Here is a 15,719-nt window from a genome sequence, read left to right on the forward strand (position 1 = left end):
TGGCAGGAGTGCGTGCGCCCCGTCAGGGGCGCGGGGAACTGCGCGGGAGCGGGGCGGGTGCCGCGCGTTCCGACCGGCGCGGGCGGGCCCGCCGCCCCCGTCCGCGGGCCCGCCGCCCCCGTCTACCCATTGGGCCGCCGCCCCTCCCCGGCGGCCCGAGCCATCTCCCCCACCGCCCCCAGCAGCGGCATGGGATCCACCCCCACCGCCCCCGGCAGGAACTCCGCGATCCGCTCCGGCGTCCACGCGCCCCCCTCCGCGTACCCCGCCCGGAGCTCCCTGGGCTGCGCCCAGACCGCGATCTTCGGGCCGGCGACCGTGTAGACCTGCCCGGTCACCCCCGCCTCCTTGGCCCGCTCGGAGAGCAGGTAGACGACGAGCGCCGCGACGTCCTCCGGCTCGCCGATCTCCGTGAGCTCCACGGGGACGTTCGCGGACATCCGGGTGCGCGCGACGGGCGCGACCGCGTTCGCGGTGACGCCGTACTTGTGCAGCCCGAGCGCCGCGCTGCGCACCAGCGAGATGATCCCGCCCTTGGCCGCCGAGTAGTTGGCCTGCGACACGGACCCCTGGTGGTTGCCGCTGGTGAACCCGATCAGCGTCCCCGCGCCCTGCTTGCGCATCACGGCCGACGCCGCCCGGAAGACGGTGAAGGTACCCTTCAGGTGGGTGGCGATCACCGGGTCCCACTCCTCCTCGGACATGTTGAAGAGCATCCGCTCCCGCAGGATCCCCGCGACGCACACCACCCCGTCGATCCGCCCGAACTCCCGCAGCGCCGTGTCCACCACGCGCTGCCCGCCCGCCATCGTCGAGATGTCGTCCGCGACGGCGACCGCGCTCCCGCCCGCCGCCCCGATCTCCTCGACGACCTCCGCCGCGACCTCGCCGCCGGGCTCGCCGCCCGCCACGGAGACGCCGTAGTCGTTGACGACGACCTTCGCCCCCGCCGCGGCCGATGCGAGGGCGACCGCGCGCCCGATGCCGCGCCCCGCTCCCGTCACGGCGACGACCTTGCCTGCCAAGAAGTTCCCCATGCCCGGCCCCTTCCCGCGGTTTCTGACGGACCGTTAGATTTTATGGGCAGCCAGCCACCCCGACACAACCCCCCGACAGTCCGCGAAAGGCACCCCATGCCGCTGCCGCCGGAGTTCCACGACATCGCCAAGCGCGTGAACAACTGGGGCCGTTGGGGCCCCGACGACGAACTCGGCACCCTCAACCTGATCACCGGCGCCACCGTCCGCGCCGCCGCCGCGACGGTCCGCACCGGCCGCCGCGTCCCCCTCGCGCTCCCGCTGCACCAGGACGGGCCGCAGACGGGCGTGATCCCGGGCCGGATCAACCCGCTGCACACGATGGTCCAGATCAACCAGGAGCTCTTCGGCCCCGGCACGGTCGCCACCAGCGACGACACCGTGACCATGGGGCTCCAGGCGGCCACCCACTGGGACGCGCTCACGCACGCCTCGCACTCGGGGCGGATCTACAACGGCCGCCCCGCCGGGACCATCACGGCCCACGCGGGCGCGCGCTTCTGCGGCATCGAGAAGGTCCGCTCCCTCGTCGCGCGCGGCGTGCTCCTGGACGTGGCCCGCGCCAAGGGCCTGGAGCGGCTGCCGGGCGACCACGCGGTGACCCCGGAGGACCTGGCGGAGGCGGAGGAGCACGCGGGGCTGCGGGTCGGCCCCGGCGACGTCGTGCTCGTGCGGACGGGTCAGGTCCGGACGCTGCTCGCGGGCGACAAGCACGGCTACGCGTACCCCTCGCCCGGCCTGTCGCTGCGCACGCCCGAGTGGTTCCACGCCCGCGACGTCGCGGCGGTCGCCAACGACACGCTCACCTTCGAGATCTTCCCGCCCGAGGTCGAGGACCTGTGGCTGCCGGTGCACGCGCTCGACCTGGTGGAGATGGGCATGCTCCAGGGGCAGAACTGGAACCTCGAAGAGTTGTCCACAGCCTGTGCGGAAGAGGGGCGCCACAGCTTCCTGCTGTCGGCCACGCCCGAGCCCTTCGTGGGCGCCACGGGCACTCCGGTCGCCCCGGTCGCGGTCCTCTGACCTCCCGCGCACCGCCCGCGTCCGCGCGGCGGAACCCCGGGCGGCGGCGCGCCCGTACGTGCCACGGGCACGGCACGGCCCGTCAACACCGCGTCGGAGGGATCCGCCCTACAGCCGTTGCGTGACGGCGCACGACGGCTCGCGGACGGGGTCGCGCGACGGCTCGCAGGACGCGCCGTACGCGCCCCCCGCGCCCGCTCCCGCACCGCCCCTGTCCACCTCGCACCAGATGGACTTGCCCGCGCCCTCGGGCTGCCAGCCCCAGCGGTCGGCGAGGCCGTCGACCAGTTCCAGGCCGCGTCCGTTGGTGTCGTCGCCCTCGGCGTGCCGGGGCCGCGGCGGGCGGTTGCTGGAGTCGGCGACCTCGACCCGTACGGTGTCGCCGAAGAGCATCCGCAGCACGGCCGGGCAGCCGGTGTGCACGACGGCGTTGGTGACCAGCTCCGAGATCAGCAGGATCAGCGTCTCGGCGATCGGCTCGTCGTCCTTTATCCCCGAGCCCACGAGCCGGGAGCGGGCCCATCTACGGGCGCGTCCCACCTCCGCGGGGTCCGCCCCGACCTCCAACTGAACCTGAAGCACCTGCACCGCTCACACCATCCGAACCGGCGGACACATCGCCTCGCGTCGCGTAGGGACAACAGACCGTGATCCCCTTGCGAGACAGCATGGTTGACGTACAGTCACCGCAACAAGCGCTTCGGGCATATTCCAGCGCGAAGGAGTACGCATGGCCCATACTGCGCGACGCACGCTGCGGGGAGTCGAACGACGACGCGCGAAGCGCCTCCGTGCGGCGCGAACGGCGCGCGATTCCGGGCTCGGAGTCGCCCCGCAGGCCACTCCGCCGCATCCCGGTCTCAGTACCACTCGCACCCGACGGAGCGTACCCGAGCGGAACCCCGACTTCGGCCCGTGACGAGTCCCGCGAAGGACACAACCCGATATCGGCGCGAGGTAATCGCTCAGGGTTACGTGCCACCCGAACACAGATCACATCCGTCCCTCGGCTACAGCGCCGCCGCCAGCGTCTCCTCCGCCTCAGAAGCGCGCTGCCACTGCTCGGCCCGCACCCAGGCGCGCTTGAGGTGGAGGTGCACGTCCGCCTCCCAGGTGAAGCCCATCCCCCCGTACACCTGGAGGCAGTCCCTGGCTCCCCGGACGGCCGCGTCGTCGGCGAGCAGCTTGGCCCCCGCCGCCTCGACGGGGTCCCCGGTGACGGCCGCCGCGTAGACCGCCGCGCGGGCCACTTCAGTACGTACCAGCAGGTCGGCGCAGAGGTGCTGGACGGCCTGGAAGGCGCCGACGGGCCGTCCGAACTGCTCGCGCTCCCGGGCGTGTTGAGCGGCCATGGCGCAGGTCGCCGACGCGCTGCCGAGCTGGAGAGCGGCGGTGAGCAGGACGCCGTCCGCCGTGTCGGCGGCGGCCTCCGCCCCGGCCCGCGCCGCTGCCGCCGCCCGGTGCAGCGGGGTCAGCGGGTCGACCGACCGCAGCGGCACCGCGCGCCCCGCGCGCCCCTCCGGCTCCCCGGTCCCCTCGATTCCCTCGATCGCATCCGCTGCTTCCAGCCACTCCACGAGCCCCGACGCGGGGTCGGCCCGGGTGACCACGGTCCGCCCTTCGGCGGCGCCCGGCACCCGTCCGGCCGCGAGGAAGGTCGCCACCAGCGGCCCCGGCAGGAGCGCGGCGCCCGCCTCCTCGAAGAGCAGCACGGCCTCCGGCAGCCCGAGCCCGAGCCCGCCGTCCGCCTCGGGCAGCCGCAGCGCGAAGAACCCGGCGTCCCCCAGCGCCCGCCACGCGCCCGCGTCGAGCCCGCCACCCGCCTCGGCGCGGCGCAGCGCGTCCCGCAGCACGAACCGCCGCGCCAGCAGCTCCCGTATCCCCGCCCGCAACGCCTTCTGCTCGTCGCTCAGTTGGAAGTCCACGGCCGCCCTCACCGCCCCTTCGGCAGGCCGAGCACGCGCTCGGCGACGATGCTCCGCTGGATCTGCGAGGTGCCTGCGGCGATGGTGTACGAGAGGGCGGAGAGCCGCTCCCCGGTCCACGCCTCGCCCAGGTCGAGCGCGCCCGCGCCCAGCACGTCGGCCGCCGCGTCGTACAGCTCCTGGCGCGCGTGCGAGTACCGCAGCTTGAAGACGGACGCGCCGACGCCGGGCGGCCCCCCGGCCCGCGCCGCCTCGCTCACGTTCCACTGGATGAGCCGCCACAGCGCGCCGAACTCCGCGCCCAGACGGCCCAGTCGGCGCCGCAGCGCCGCGTCGTCCCAGCGGCCGTCGGCCCGCGCCCGCGCGGCCAGTTCGCCCAGCACCCGGCGGCAGGCGACGACCTCTCCTACGAACGCGGTGCCGCGCTCGTAGGAGAGCGTCACCAGCGTGACCCGCCAGCCGTCGTTCTCCGCGCCCACCCGGTTGGCGACCGGCACCCGCACCTCGTCCAGGAACACCTCGGCGAACTCCGCCGACCCGGCGAGCGTGCGCAGCGGCCGTACGGTGACGCCCGGCGCGTCCATGGGCAGCGCGAGCCAGCTGATGCCCCGGTGTTTGGGGGCCGCCGGGTCGGTGCGCACGAGCAGCTCGCACCAGTCGGCGACCTCCGCGTGCGAGGTCCAGATCTTGGAGCCGGTCACGACGTAGTGGTCGCCGTCCCGCACGGCCCTGGTCCGCAGGGAGGCGAGGTCGGATCCGGCGTCCGGCTCGCTGAAGCCCTGGCACCACACCTCGTCGCCGCGCAGCACCGGGTCGAGCCAGCGCGCCCGCTGCTCGGGCGTGCCCTCGGCGGCGATCGTGGGCCCGGCGTGCAGCAGTCCGACGAAGTTGGCGCCGACGTAGGGCGCGCCCGCCAGCTCGGTCTCCTCCAGGAAGACCAGCCGCACGGCCGGGGCGGCCTCCCAGTGCACGGAGCCGTATCCGGCGTCGTACAGCATGCGCTGCCAGCCGGTGTCGTAGGCGCGGCGGGCGGGCCAGTCGAGGGAGTCGGGGCGGGGCGGCAGCTTGGGCAGGGCGGCGGCGAGCCACTCCCGCAGCCGGGCCCGGAAGTCCTCCTCTTCCTCCGTGTGCGCCAGGTCCATCAGACGATGCCCAGGTCGAGCATGCGGATGGCGTTGCCGCGCATCAGCTTGTAGACCGTCTCGTCGTCGAGGCCCTTCACGTGGTCGAGCGCGACCTCCTTGGTGTGCGGGAAGGTCGAGTCGACGTGCGGGTAGTCGGTCTCGAAGGTGGCGTTGTCGCGGCCGACGACGTCGAGCGAGGCGACGCCGTGCTTGTCGCGGAAGAAGCAGCAGAAGATCTGCCGGTAGTAGTACGTGGAGGGCGGCTCGGGGATCAGGTCGCGCACCCCGCCCCAGGCGCGGTGCTCCGCCCAGACGTCGTCGGCGCGCTCCAGGGCGTACGGGATCCACCCCATCTGCCCCTCGCTGTACGCGAGTTTGAGTGTCGGGAACTTCACCAGCACCCCGCTGAAGAGGAAGTCGGTCATCGAGGCCATCGCGTTGTTGAAGGAGAGCGCGGCCTGCACGGCGGGCGGGGCGTCGGGGGACGCGGCGGGCATCTGGGAGCTGGAGCCGATGTGCATGTTGACGACCGTGCCGGTCTCCTGGCAGACCGCGAAGAAGGGGTCCCAGTGGCCGGAGTGGATGGAGGGCAGGCCCAGGTGGGTGGGGATCTCGGAGAAGGTGACGGCCTTCACGCCGCGCGCGGCGTTGCGCCGGATCTCGGCGACCGCGAGGCCGACGTCCCACAGGGGGATGAGGCAGAGCGGGATGAGCCGCCCGCCGCTGTCGCCGCACCACTCCTCGACCATCCAGTCGTTGTAGGCGCGCACGCACGCGAGGGCGACCTCCTTGTCGTGCGCCTCGGCGAAGGTCTGGCCGCAGAAGCGGGGGAAGGTCGGGAAGCAGAGGGAGCCCTCGACGTGGTTGAGGTCCATGTCCTTGAGGCGTTCCTTGGGGTCCCAGCAGCCGGGGCGCATCTCGGCGCGGGTGATGCCCTCCAGGGTCATGTCGTCGCGGTCGAAGCCCACGGCGGCGATGTTGCGCTTGTACGGGAACTTCAGGTCCTCATAGATCCACCAGTCGGCCGGCGGCCCTTCGGGGTCCATGGTGATCCGGTACTTGCCGCCCACGTAGGCCAGTTCGCCGATCCCGGCGGTCAGCGGCTTGGGGCCGCGCTCGCGGTACTTGGCGGGCAGCCAGGTCTCGAAGAGGTGGGCGGGCTCGATCACGTGGTCGTCGACGCTGATGATCCGAGGCAGTTCCGTCATGGGTCCCCTCCGGGGCGCACGATGTGTCCGGCGACTTATCTGATGGATCGTCAGATCAGGCTAGCCCCGCACCCCTGGACCGACAAGGCGGTGCGCCGTACGCTTCCCGCGCGAACTGACACACCATCAGATCCCGCCGGACGACCGGAGGTACGCCGTGCCCGAGACCGTCGACCCCACCCCGTACGAACTGGGCGCCTCCCCCACCCTCTGGTCGCTCGTCGAACGCCGCGCCGCGCTCACCCCCGACGCGCCGGTCCTCCTCCAGGGCGACAGGACACTGACCTTCGGCGGGCTGCGGGAGCGGGCCGAACGGGTCGCCGCCGGGCTGTACGGCATGGGCGTGCGGCCCGGCACGGTCGTCGCCTGGCAGCTCCCGACGCGCATCGAGACCGCGCTGCTCTCCTTCGCCCTGGCCCGCCTGGGCGCGGTGCAGTCCCCGGTCATCCCCTTCTACCGGGAGCGCGAGGTCGGCTTCGCGCTGCGCGAGTCCAAGGCGGAGTTCTTCGCGGTGCCCGGCGTGTGGCGCGGCTTCGACCACACCGCCATGGCAGGGGAGTTGGGCGCGCGGGGCGTCTTCGACGCGTACGGCGACCTCCCCGAGGGCGACCCCGCGACGCTCCCCGCACCGCCCGCCGACGGCACGGCGGTGCGCTGGATCTACTGGACGTCGGGCACGACCTCGGACCCCAAGGGCGTGCTGCACACGGACCGTTCGCTGATCTCGGGCGGCGCCTGCCTGGCGCACGCGCTGCGGCTGCGGCCCTCCGACGTGGGCTCGATGGCCTTCCCGTACGCACACATCGCGGGCCCCGACTACACGGTCATGCTGCTGCTGTACGGCCTCCCCGCGGTGATGTTCGAGCACTTCGCGATGCCGGACGCGCTGACGGAGTACCGCAGGCACGGGGTGACGGTGGCGGGCGGCTCGACCGCCTTCTACTCGATGTTCCTGGCGGCGCAGCGCGCGGAGCCCGCGGGCCGCCCGGTGCTCCCCTCGCTGCGGCTGCTCGCGGGCGGCGGCGCGCCGAAGCCGCCCGAGGTGTACCACGTGGTGGTGCGCGAACTGGGGTGCGCGCTCACGCACGGGTACGGCATGACGGAGGTCCCCATGATCACGATGGGCGACCCCGAGGACACCGCGGAGCACCTGGCCCACACGGAGGGGCGCCCCCCGGCCGGCATGGAGATCCGCGTCACCGACGAGCACGGCACGGCGCTGCCCCCCGGCGTGGACGGCGAGGTGCGGCTGCGCGGCGAGACGGTGTGCACCGGCTACCTGGACCCGGCCCAGACCGCGGAGGCCTTCGACGCGGACGGCTTCCTGCGCACGGGGGACGTGGGGCACCTGCGGGAGAGCGGACACCTGGTGCTGACGGGGCGCCTGAAGGACATCATCATCCGCAAGGGCGAGAACGTCTCCGCGAAGGAGATCGAGGACCTGCTGCACACCCACCCCGCGGTGCGCGACGCGGCGGTCATCGGCCTCCCCGACGCGGAGCGCGGCGAGCTGGTGTGCGCGGTGGTGGAGGCGGAGGCCCCCTTGACGCTGCCGGAGGTCGTCACGCACCTGCGCGCGGCGGGCCTGGCCCGCCACAAGCTGCCGGAACGCCTGGAGGTCCTGCCGGAACTCCCCCGCAACGAGACGCTCCGCAAGGTCCTGAAGTACCGACTGCGAGAGCGCTTCGCACCGGAGTAGCGGGCCCCCGGGGTGTGCCGTCTTTCGCCTGCGGCGGGCAGGGCCCCTCCCCGCCCCTTCCCGAAAACCTGCCGGTGGCCGGGTGGGCATGTTGCGCGTGTGCCCCACCCTCGCGCAGTTCCCCGCGCCCCTGACGGGGCCCGTTCACACCGGGATCGTATGGGTACCCCGGGGTGGGGGTCGGAAGGGTGCTCCCCGCAGGAGCACGAGCCAAGACCCGGGCTATCCAGGACTGCAAACGGTTCCGGCTCGTGATCCGAGGAGTGCACCCTGGAGCGCCCCCGACCCCCCGGGCACACCATCCCCGTGACCGGATCACCCCATCCACCCAGGGGCGCGGGGAACTGCGCAAAAAACGGCACCCCGAGGCAACGGGACCCCTCAGGACGCGCGACCTACCCCGGCTCCACGACAGTGAAGTAGCGGGCGAACGCCGCGACCACCGCGTCCTCCGACACCCGCCCCTCCCGCCCCTCGTCCAACGCCTCCGCCACGAACACCGACACGTGCGGATCCGCCCCCAGCGCCTGGAGCGCGCGCTCCACCGCGGTGGTCTCCGTCACCCCGTCCCCGTCCTCGTCGGCGACCGCGAGCGCCGCCCGCAGGAACGGCCGCGCGATCTCCGCGAACCTCTCGGGGTTGTCCCGCAGCCGCTTCACCGCCCCGCCCACGAACTCGCTCCGGGTCACCCGCTGGTCCCCGTCGACGTCGGCGATCCCGGCCATGCCCTGCCAGAAGGCCTCGGCGCCCGAGTAGAGCGCCTGGCCCCGCTCCGATCTGGCGGCCGTGGAGAACTCCGTCAGCAGCCGCGCGGCCGCCGAGCTGAAGTCGGCGCGGTCGATGTACCCGTTGCCGTCCTGGTCGAATGCGGCGAAGCGGTGAGCGATCTTGCGCTCGTACTCTGCGCTGTCCATGCCGGGAGGGTACGACGCGCGGGCCCTTGAGACACCCTCAATGCGCACAAGAGCCCTGGACAGGTGCCCCGTACGGTATGTGCGCGCCCGTCAGCGCGCCGCCGACGCGCCGCCAGAACACCGCCCGCGCCACCGCCCACGCGGACACCGCTCACGCGGACAGCGGCTCGCCCGCCCCGCCCGTCGCGGACTCCACGTCGACGTACACGTCGAACAGCCGCCGCACCCCGAGCGCCGCCAGCACCCGGTTCACGTGCGAGCCGTCGACCGCCCCCTGCGCGGGCAGGATCAGCCGCAGCCGCCCCTGGCAGGACCGCATCAGCCGACGCGCCGCGATCAGCACCCCGACCCCGCTCGAATCGCAGAACAGCACGTCGGAAAGGTCGAGCACGAGGTCGCGGCGGCCCGCGGCCACCGCGTCGTGCACATGCTGCCGGACCGCGGGAGAACTCACCAGGTCCAGCTCACCGGAGATGCACAGCACCGTCCACGGGCCGTGCTCGCTCCCGTCCACCATCAGTGACACGCGACCGGACCTCCTTCCTCCTCGCGGCTGCCCCGGCATCCGTCCATGAAACACCGGCAACCTGTGCAACACCCAACGGAATGTCCCGCACACCACCCCGACCGATCATTTCCGGCCCGCGTCCCTATCATCTTCGCTCGTGACAAGGGCTCTCTTGACGCAAAGAGAAGTGCTTTGTCGGCGCCCCCGACTACATTCGAGGAGAAGTGAGGGGAGATGGGGGGTTCTATGGCGAAGGACACGGCACCGCGCTGGGACCGCCGCATCCAGCAGCGGCTGGCGCGCGGCGAGGCGGCCGCGCTCGGGGAGCTGTACGACAGGTTCGCCTCGCTCGTGCACAGCCTCGCGCACCGCGTGCTCGACGACGACTCCGCGGCGGACCAGGTGACGCGGGAGGTGTTCGGGTACATATGGGAGAACCCCGACGCGTACGACCCCAAGCAGGGCAACCTCCGCTCGTGGGTGGCGCGGATCACCAACAGGCAGGCCGTGCACCGGCTGCGCCAGACCGGGGCCGCGGCGCTCGCCGACGGCGGCGAGGGCACGTCGGAGGAGTTGGAGCAGCAGGTCCGCAGGGCCGCGATAGCCGCCCGCGCCGACTACATCGTGACGTCCATGCCCGCCCCGCTGCGGGCCGCGCTGGAGCTCGCGTACTTCCAGCGCAGGGACTACCGCCAGACCGCCGCCGACCTGGGGGTGACGGAGGCCGAGGCGCGGCGCAGACTACGGCTGGGGCTCCAGCTCCTGGCCACCGCCAACAACCGCCCGCTGGACGGACCGTCCCCCGGATACGGACAGGCCCTGTGAACGACGAAGCCGATCACGAAGGTACGGGCGCGAAGACCGGCACCGAAACCGGCACCGATGCCGGCACTGCCACCGGCGCCGGCACTGCCGCCGGCGACGGCGCGCACGCCGGTGCGTACGACCACGACATCCTGAAGTCCCTGCTCGGCGCGTGGGCCCTGGCCGCCTGCTCCGCCGACGAGACCGCCGCGGTCGAGGAGCACCTCACCGACTGCGCGCCCTGCGCCGACGAGGCGCTGCGGCTGCGCGACGCGGTCGGGCTGCTGCACGCCGAGCAGAGCCTGGACCTCGACCCGCTGCTCCGCTCCCGGGTGCTCGAATCCTGTCTGGGCCGCCGCCCGGCCCGCGTCCCGGTGCCCGGCTGGGCCACGCCGTACGACGCCGAGACCGCCAGGCTCGACGCGCTGCTGCGCGACATCGGGGACGGGGAGTGGCACGCGCCGGTGCGCCTCAAGTGGTTCGAGGACGACCGGCAGGTGCACCGGCGCACCACGGTCGCCTCGGTGATCGGGCACCTGATGGCGGTGGACGGACTGGTCTCGGCCGCGCTCGGCATGGACGACCCGCTGGGACCGGACGGCCCGTACTCGCCGACCGCGCGCACGGAGGCGTACTGGCGCACCGCGCACGGCGGCCATCCGCCGACGCGGGACGTCCGCGACCCGTGGCGGGAGCAGAGCCACGCGCTGGTCCGCACGGTCTCCTTCGCGGGGCGCGGCGTCGCCGAGCTGTCCGTGTCGTACGGCGACTTCGCGCTGCCGCTCCAGGACTCGCTGGTCGACCGGGCCTTCGAGTGCTGGGTGCACGCGGGGGACATCGCGCGGGCCGTGGACTATCCGTACGACCCGCCGTCGGGCGCGCACCTCAACGACATGATCGACCTCGCGGCCCGGCTGCTGCCCGCCGTGCTCGCGGAGCGGCGCAGGTCGGGGCGCGCGGGGCCGCCGCACCGGCTGGCGGCGGCGGGGACGCCCGGCCGGTCGCTCCACCTCGACGTGGAGGGCACGGGCGGCGGGCACTGGTACATCGCCCTGGACTCGCCGGCGGCGATCGGCTCCCCCGAGCTGGCGGTGGCGGAGGTGGCGCTCGACGGGGTGGAGTTCTGCCAGCTCGTGGCGGGGCACGTATCACCGGAGGAGGCCGCGGCGGGACAGATCGGCGACCGCGAGGCGATCAGGGACGTCCTGTTCGCGGCGGCGAGCCTGAGCAGGCTGTAGGCGGCGGGGAGGGACGCCCCGCCAGGGTCAGGGCGGGGCGGTGCGGGGCCGTGCGGGGCGGGGGCGCTACGCGAAGACCACCGTGCGGTGGCCGTTCATCAGCACCCGGTGCTCCGCGTGCCACTTCACCGCCCGCGCCAGCGCCTGGCACTCCACGTCCCGCCCGATCGCCACCAGCTGCTCCGGCGTCACCTCGTGCCCGACCCGCTCGACCTCCTGCTCGATGATCGGCCCCTCGTCGAGGTCCGCCGTCACGTAGTGCGCCGTCGCCCCGATCAGCTTCACGCCGCGCGCGTGCGCCTGGTGGTAGGGCTTCGCGCCCTTGAAGCTCGGCAGGAAGGAGTGGTGGATGTTGATGATCCGCCCGCTCAGCGCCTTGCACAGGTCGTCGGAGAGCACCTGCATGTACCGGGCGAGCACCACGAGGTCCACGCTCTCGGCCCGCACCAGCTCCAGCAGCTCGCCCTCGGCGGCCGCCTTGGTGTCGCGGGTCACCGGGACGTGCCGGAAGGGGACGCCGTACGACTCCACGAGCTCCCGGAAGTCCGTGTGGTTGGAGACGACCGCCGCGATCTCGACCGGCAGCGCGCCGATCCGCGAGCGGAACAGCAGGTCGTTCAGGCAGTGGCCGAACTTCGACACCATGAGCACGATCCGCATGCGCTCGTCCGCGCGGTGGATCTCCCAGTCCATCGAGAACGCGTCCCCGACCGCCGCGAAGCTCGCGCGCAGCTTCTCCACCGTCACGGGCTGCTCGGCCGAGAAGTGGACGCGCATGAAGAAGAGGCCGGTGTCGCGGTCCCCGAACTGCTGACTGTCCTCGATGTTGCAACCCGTGATGAACAGGTAGCTCGACACGGCGTGCACGATGCCCTGCTTGTCCGGGCAGGAGATGGTGAGGACGTACTGGTCGGTCATTCCCGTAGCGTGCCACAACGCCGCGCCGCGCCCCGAACGCGTCCGTCACCCGGACCGGCGCGCCCGCGCGCCGGGGCTCACGCCGAGCGGGTCAGTATCCGCAGCACGTCCAGCGAGCGCGGCACCGCGTCCGGGTCGTCCCCGTCCGCCTCCGCGAGCCGTACGTGCGCGTCGCGCGCCGCCCGTACCGCCTCCGGCCAGCCGTGGTGCTCCAGGTACGCGGTCACCGGGGCGTCCGCGCCGACCTGGTGCATGATCCGCAGCACCCGCAGCACGGCGACGTCCACCAGCGCGGCCTCGCCGGAGTCCCGGAAGATCGTCCCGACGTACTTCTCCGCCGACCAGTTGTCCAGCCAGGTGTCCTCGACCAGCCGGTAGACGGCGTCGGTCACGTCTCCGTACCCTTCCACCCCCGGCAGCCAGTACTCCTGGTGGAACGTCGGGTCGGAGAGCATGTGCAGCGCCGAGCGCACGTTGCTGCGCCAGCGCCACCACGGCATGTCATTGAGCGGCATGCCGCCCATGGTGGAGGAGCGACGGCCGCGACGGGAAGAGTTCGGGGAACCTTGCTGCACGGTCGTCGATCGTACGTTCCCTTTCCGCTTGGCCGTACCGCCCCCCGCAATTCACCTCGCCGTCACCCTCTGTTGCGCACCGCTCACCGCAGAGTTGACCGGGGTCCGGAAGCGTCTGGGTCCATGACCGTGACAGGGACCGTCACCGGACGACGACACCGACACCGCGCCACCGCCCTCGCGGCGGCCGCCACCGCGACCACCGTGCTCGCCCTCATCGGCACCGGCGGCTGTGGCACGGTGTCGAGCCTCACGGGTGACGGCGGCAGAGCGCCCATCACCGTGATGACCTGGGCACCGCAGAACACCACCACCGTCCACAAGGCCGGCATGCCGGCCATGGCCAAGGCCTACGCCCGCTGGATCAACGACCGGGGCGGCATCGACGGCCACGAACTGCGCGTCATCACCTGCGACGAGCCGGACGACGCCATGAACACCGCCGAGTCCTGTGCCCGCAAGGCCGTCAAGAAGGGCGTGGCCGCGGTCGTCGGCTCGTACAGCCGCGACGCCCACTCCTTCATGGGACCGCTGGAGTCCGCGGGAATCCCGTACATCGGCGGGTACGGCGTCGCCGACTCGGAGTTCTCCAGCTACCTGTCGTACCCCGTCAACGGCGGCCAGCCCGCGCTGATCGCGGGCAGCGGGCGGCAGCTCGCGGGCGCCTGCGAGAAGATCTCGATGGTGCGCCCCGACAGCGCCGAGGGCGACTTCTACCCGCTGATCCTCGCCTCGGGTCTCGCGGAGGGCGGCAGCCCGAAGGCCGACGTCACCGACGTCAAGGCACCGGAGTCCGCCGCGGAGTACGAGGAGTCGGCGCGCCGCGCGCTGGCGGGCAAGGGCTGTGTGAGCGCGGTGCTCGGCGACCGCACGGAGACGTTCTTCGACTCCTTCCGGCGCCTGCGGGAGGCCGAGCCCAAGGAGCGGGAGATCCGGATCTCCTCGGTGCTCGGCAGCGTCGGCCAGCCGCTGATCGACCGTACGGGCGGCAAGGACAGCCCCCTGGAGGGCGCGTCCGTCACCGGCTGGTACCCGGACTCCGGCGATCCGCGCTGGGCGCCGATGCGCGAGGTGATCAGGAAGTACGCGTTCAGCGACAACCGCATCGACGCGGCGGACACGGGCGTGCAGACCACCTGGATCGCGTACTCCGTGCTCAAGGCCGCCGTGGAGGGCGCCGACTCGGACGAGGTCGGCGCCCGGCAGATCTCCCGGGTCCTCGACCGCGGCGCCCAGGTGACCACGGGCGGGCTCACCCCCACCCTGCGCTGGGACTTCCACGCGATGCTGCCGTCGACGGAGTACCCGCGGCTGGTCAACCGCCAGGTGGTCCCGCAGGTCGTACGGAACGGCCAGCTCATCGCGGAGCGCAAGGGCGGGGGGTTCATGGACGTGACGAAGGCACTGACCGACGCCACGCCCTGAGGACCTCCGCCCCCGGCCCGGCCCTTGCGGCCGGGCCCCTTCGGCCGGGCTCGGTGGCCGGGACCGGTGGCCGGGACCGGTGGCCGGGCCCTTGCGGCCGGGCCCGACAACAGGGCTCCGGCCTCCCGGTCACAGCTGGCTGGGCTGCCGGTTGCTGAGCCCGTACTTGCCCGCGACGGCGTTCCACAGCCGGGACGCCTCCTGCTTGGCCCCGGTCGCCTCGCCGCTGGCGCGGTTGCCCTCGGCCGCCCGGTCGGTGCCGCGGGCCTTGCCGTGGCGGCAGACCTTCTTGCTCTTGGCCTGCTTCGCCCAGGCCGCGTAGTGGTCGTCGGCGGACGCCGAGGCGTTCCACGCCTTGGTGAGCGCGGCGGACAGCTGCGCGTGCTGCGGCACCTTGTCGACGGTCAGCCCCTGGAGGCGGGTCACCAGGTCCCTGCGCTGCCGGGCCGCGTCGGTCAGGTCGGCGGCCGCCTTGTCCAGGTCGCCGCAGGACTTGATGGCCTCGACGGAACGGATCACCGCGCCGCGGCTGTTGCCGCTGTCGGCGAGCAGCTTGTCGAGCGCCTCGGCCTGCGGCTTCGCGGGGTCGGCGGCGGCCCGGTCGGTGGGCTTGGCGGCGGGTTCCCGGCCGTCGGCGACGACCTGCTTGTCGTCGTCCTTGGCGGGCTCGTCGTCGTCGCCGCTGTTCATGACGGCGCCGACGCCGAGACCGAGGACGGCGCACCCGACGACGACGGCCGCGATGAGCGGCACGTGCGAGGGCCGCTTGCGGGGGCTACGGGGCTCTTCCGCGTCGCGCTGGGGGGCGTTGACGAAGCGGGGCATCTGCTGGGTGGAGTCGGGGATGCCGCCGGGGACGGGGGCGCCGGGGCCGTGCCCTTGGCCGGGAGCGCCGGGGACGGGGGCGCCGTACCCGGGAGCGCCGTGCCCCGGGGCGGGGGCGCCGGGGCCCACGCCGGTGACGGAGTGGTGGCCGTGGGCGGCGCGGCGGCCCGGGGCGGGGGCAGGGGCGTTGCCCGTGCCGCTGTCGTCCCGGAAGAGGCTGTCGAACTCGGCGGGCGGCTGCCGGTCGCCGGGGGCGCCGGGCCGGATGCCGTAGGGGGAGCCGCCGGGGACGGGCGGAATGTACTGCGTGGCGTCGTCACTGCCCCCGGGGGCGGGAGCAGGGGCCTGGGCGGGAGCCGGGGCCGGGGCGGAAGCCTGCTGGAGGGAGGCGGTGCCGAGGAAGGTGGTGGACTCGGCGGGCGTCTCTGCGGGGACGTGCGGGATGTACTGGGTGGCATCCGCGTCGCCCCCGCCGGACACGGCCTCGGGCGGCAAC

General features: G+C 73.4%; 15 protein-coding genes. 5 read left to right on the forward strand and 10 right to left on the reverse strand.

Features of this window, described 5'->3' with window-relative positions; genetic code table 11:
- Positions 1-122: 122 nt before the first annotated feature.
- Positions 123-1,037, reverse strand: a complete 915-nt coding sequence (locus ACIBNE_RS07540) for an SDR family NAD(P)-dependent oxidoreductase (protein ID WP_399270515.1) — start codon at positions 1,035-1,037, stop codon at positions 123-125.
- Between the two features lie 96 nt (positions 1,038-1,133).
- On the opposite strand from ACIBNE_RS07540, the gene ACIBNE_RS07545 reads away from it, so the two are divergent.
- Positions 1,134-2,060 carry a cyclase family protein gene (locus tag ACIBNE_RS07545; protein WP_399270516.1) on the forward strand — a complete coding sequence of 309 codons (927 nt, stop codon included), beginning with the start codon at positions 1,134-1,136 and terminating at the stop codon, positions 2,058-2,060.
- 108 nt (positions 2,061-2,168) lie between these two features.
- Here the strand turns inward: ACIBNE_RS07545 and ACIBNE_RS07550 are convergent, their stop codons facing one another.
- The 4 genes from ACIBNE_RS07550 to ACIBNE_RS07565 form a co-directional block, all read right to left on the reverse strand.
- Positions 2,169-2,648, reverse strand: coding sequence for an ATP-binding protein (locus tag ACIBNE_RS07550; RefSeq protein ID WP_399270517.1), 480 nt, complete (start codon positions 2,646-2,648; stop codon positions 2,169-2,171).
- A gap of 422 nt (positions 2,649-3,070) precedes the next feature.
- Positions 3,071-3,985, reverse strand: coding sequence for an acyl-CoA dehydrogenase family protein (locus ACIBNE_RS07555; protein WP_399270518.1), 915 nt, complete (start codon positions 3,983-3,985; stop codon positions 3,071-3,073).
- 8 nt (positions 3,986-3,993) lie between these two features.
- Entirely contained in the window at positions 3,994-5,127 is a 1,134-nt protein-coding gene (locus ACIBNE_RS07560) for an acyl-CoA dehydrogenase family protein (protein WP_399270519.1), read from the reverse strand.
- On the reverse strand, positions 5,127-6,317 hold the full coding sequence (locus ACIBNE_RS07565; RefSeq protein WP_399270520.1) for an amidohydrolase family protein: 1,191 nt from the start codon (positions 6,315-6,317) through the stop codon (positions 5,127-5,129). The genes ACIBNE_RS07560 and ACIBNE_RS07565 overlap by 1 nt, the downstream gene beginning before the upstream one ends.
- 157 nt (positions 6,318-6,474) lie before the next feature.
- Here ACIBNE_RS07565 and ACIBNE_RS07570 point away from each other — a divergent pair, with 157 nt between their 5' ends.
- A complete protein-coding gene (locus ACIBNE_RS07570) occupies positions 6,475-8,016 on the forward strand; it encodes a class I adenylate-forming enzyme family protein (protein WP_399270521.1) in 1,542 nt (513 codons plus the stop codon).
- A gap of 395 nt (positions 8,017-8,411) precedes the next feature.
- Here ACIBNE_RS07570 and ACIBNE_RS07575 read toward each other — a convergent pair whose 3' ends face one another.
- Both ACIBNE_RS07575 and ACIBNE_RS07580 read right to left on the reverse strand, forming a co-directional pair.
- Positions 8,412-8,930: an EF-hand domain-containing protein gene (locus ACIBNE_RS07575; RefSeq protein ID WP_399270522.1), complete on the reverse strand. Its 519-nt coding sequence runs from the start codon at positions 8,928-8,930 to the stop codon at positions 8,412-8,414.
- A 151-nt stretch (positions 8,931-9,081) separates the two neighbouring features.
- Positions 9,082-9,456, reverse strand: coding sequence for an STAS domain-containing protein (locus ACIBNE_RS07580; protein ID WP_399270523.1), 375 nt, complete (start codon positions 9,454-9,456; stop codon positions 9,082-9,084).
- 228 nt (positions 9,457-9,684) lie between these two features.
- Between ACIBNE_RS07580 and ACIBNE_RS07585 the strand changes: the two genes are divergently transcribed.
- Positions 9,685-10,263 (forward strand): RNA polymerase sigma factor, encoded by a 579-nt coding sequence (locus ACIBNE_RS07585; protein ID WP_399270524.1) that lies wholly within the window; start codon positions 9,685-9,687, stop codon positions 10,261-10,263.
- Complete coding sequence (locus tag ACIBNE_RS07590; RefSeq protein WP_399270525.1) at positions 10,260-11,480, forward strand: maleylpyruvate isomerase N-terminal domain-containing protein; 1,221 nt, start codon at positions 10,260-10,262, stop codon at positions 11,478-11,480. The genes ACIBNE_RS07585 and ACIBNE_RS07590 overlap by 4 nt, the downstream gene beginning before the upstream one ends.
- Positions 11,481-11,546: 66 nt before the next feature.
- Here ACIBNE_RS07590 and purU read toward each other — a convergent pair whose 3' ends face one another.
- Together purU and ACIBNE_RS07600 are read right to left on the reverse strand one after the other, a co-directional pair.
- On the reverse strand, positions 11,547-12,398 hold the full coding sequence (purU, locus tag ACIBNE_RS07595; RefSeq protein ID WP_399270526.1) for a formyltetrahydrofolate deformylase: 852 nt from the start codon (positions 12,396-12,398) through the stop codon (positions 11,547-11,549).
- Positions 12,399-12,475: 77 nt separating this feature from the next.
- Entirely contained in the window at positions 12,476-12,913 is a 438-nt protein-coding gene (locus ACIBNE_RS07600; RefSeq protein WP_399270527.1) for a hypothetical protein, read from the reverse strand.
- A gap of 183 nt (positions 12,914-13,096) precedes the next feature.
- Here ACIBNE_RS07600 and ACIBNE_RS07605 point away from each other — a divergent pair, with 183 nt between their 5' ends.
- Positions 13,097-14,398, forward strand: a complete 1,302-nt coding sequence (locus tag ACIBNE_RS07605; protein WP_399270528.1) for an ABC transporter substrate-binding protein — start codon at positions 13,097-13,099, stop codon at positions 14,396-14,398.
- Positions 14,399-14,527: 129 nt separating this feature from the next.
- On the opposite strand, the gene ACIBNE_RS07610 is transcribed toward ACIBNE_RS07605, so the two are convergent.
- Entirely contained in the window at positions 14,528-15,703 is a 1,176-nt protein-coding gene (locus tag ACIBNE_RS07610; RefSeq protein ID WP_399270529.1) for a hypothetical protein, read from the reverse strand.
- Positions 15,704-15,719: the final 16 nt, after the last annotated feature.

Source organism: Streptomyces sp. NPDC050504, assembly GCF_044458065.1.
Classification (GTDB): Bacteria; Actinomycetota; Actinomycetes; order Streptomycetales; family Streptomycetaceae; genus Streptomyces.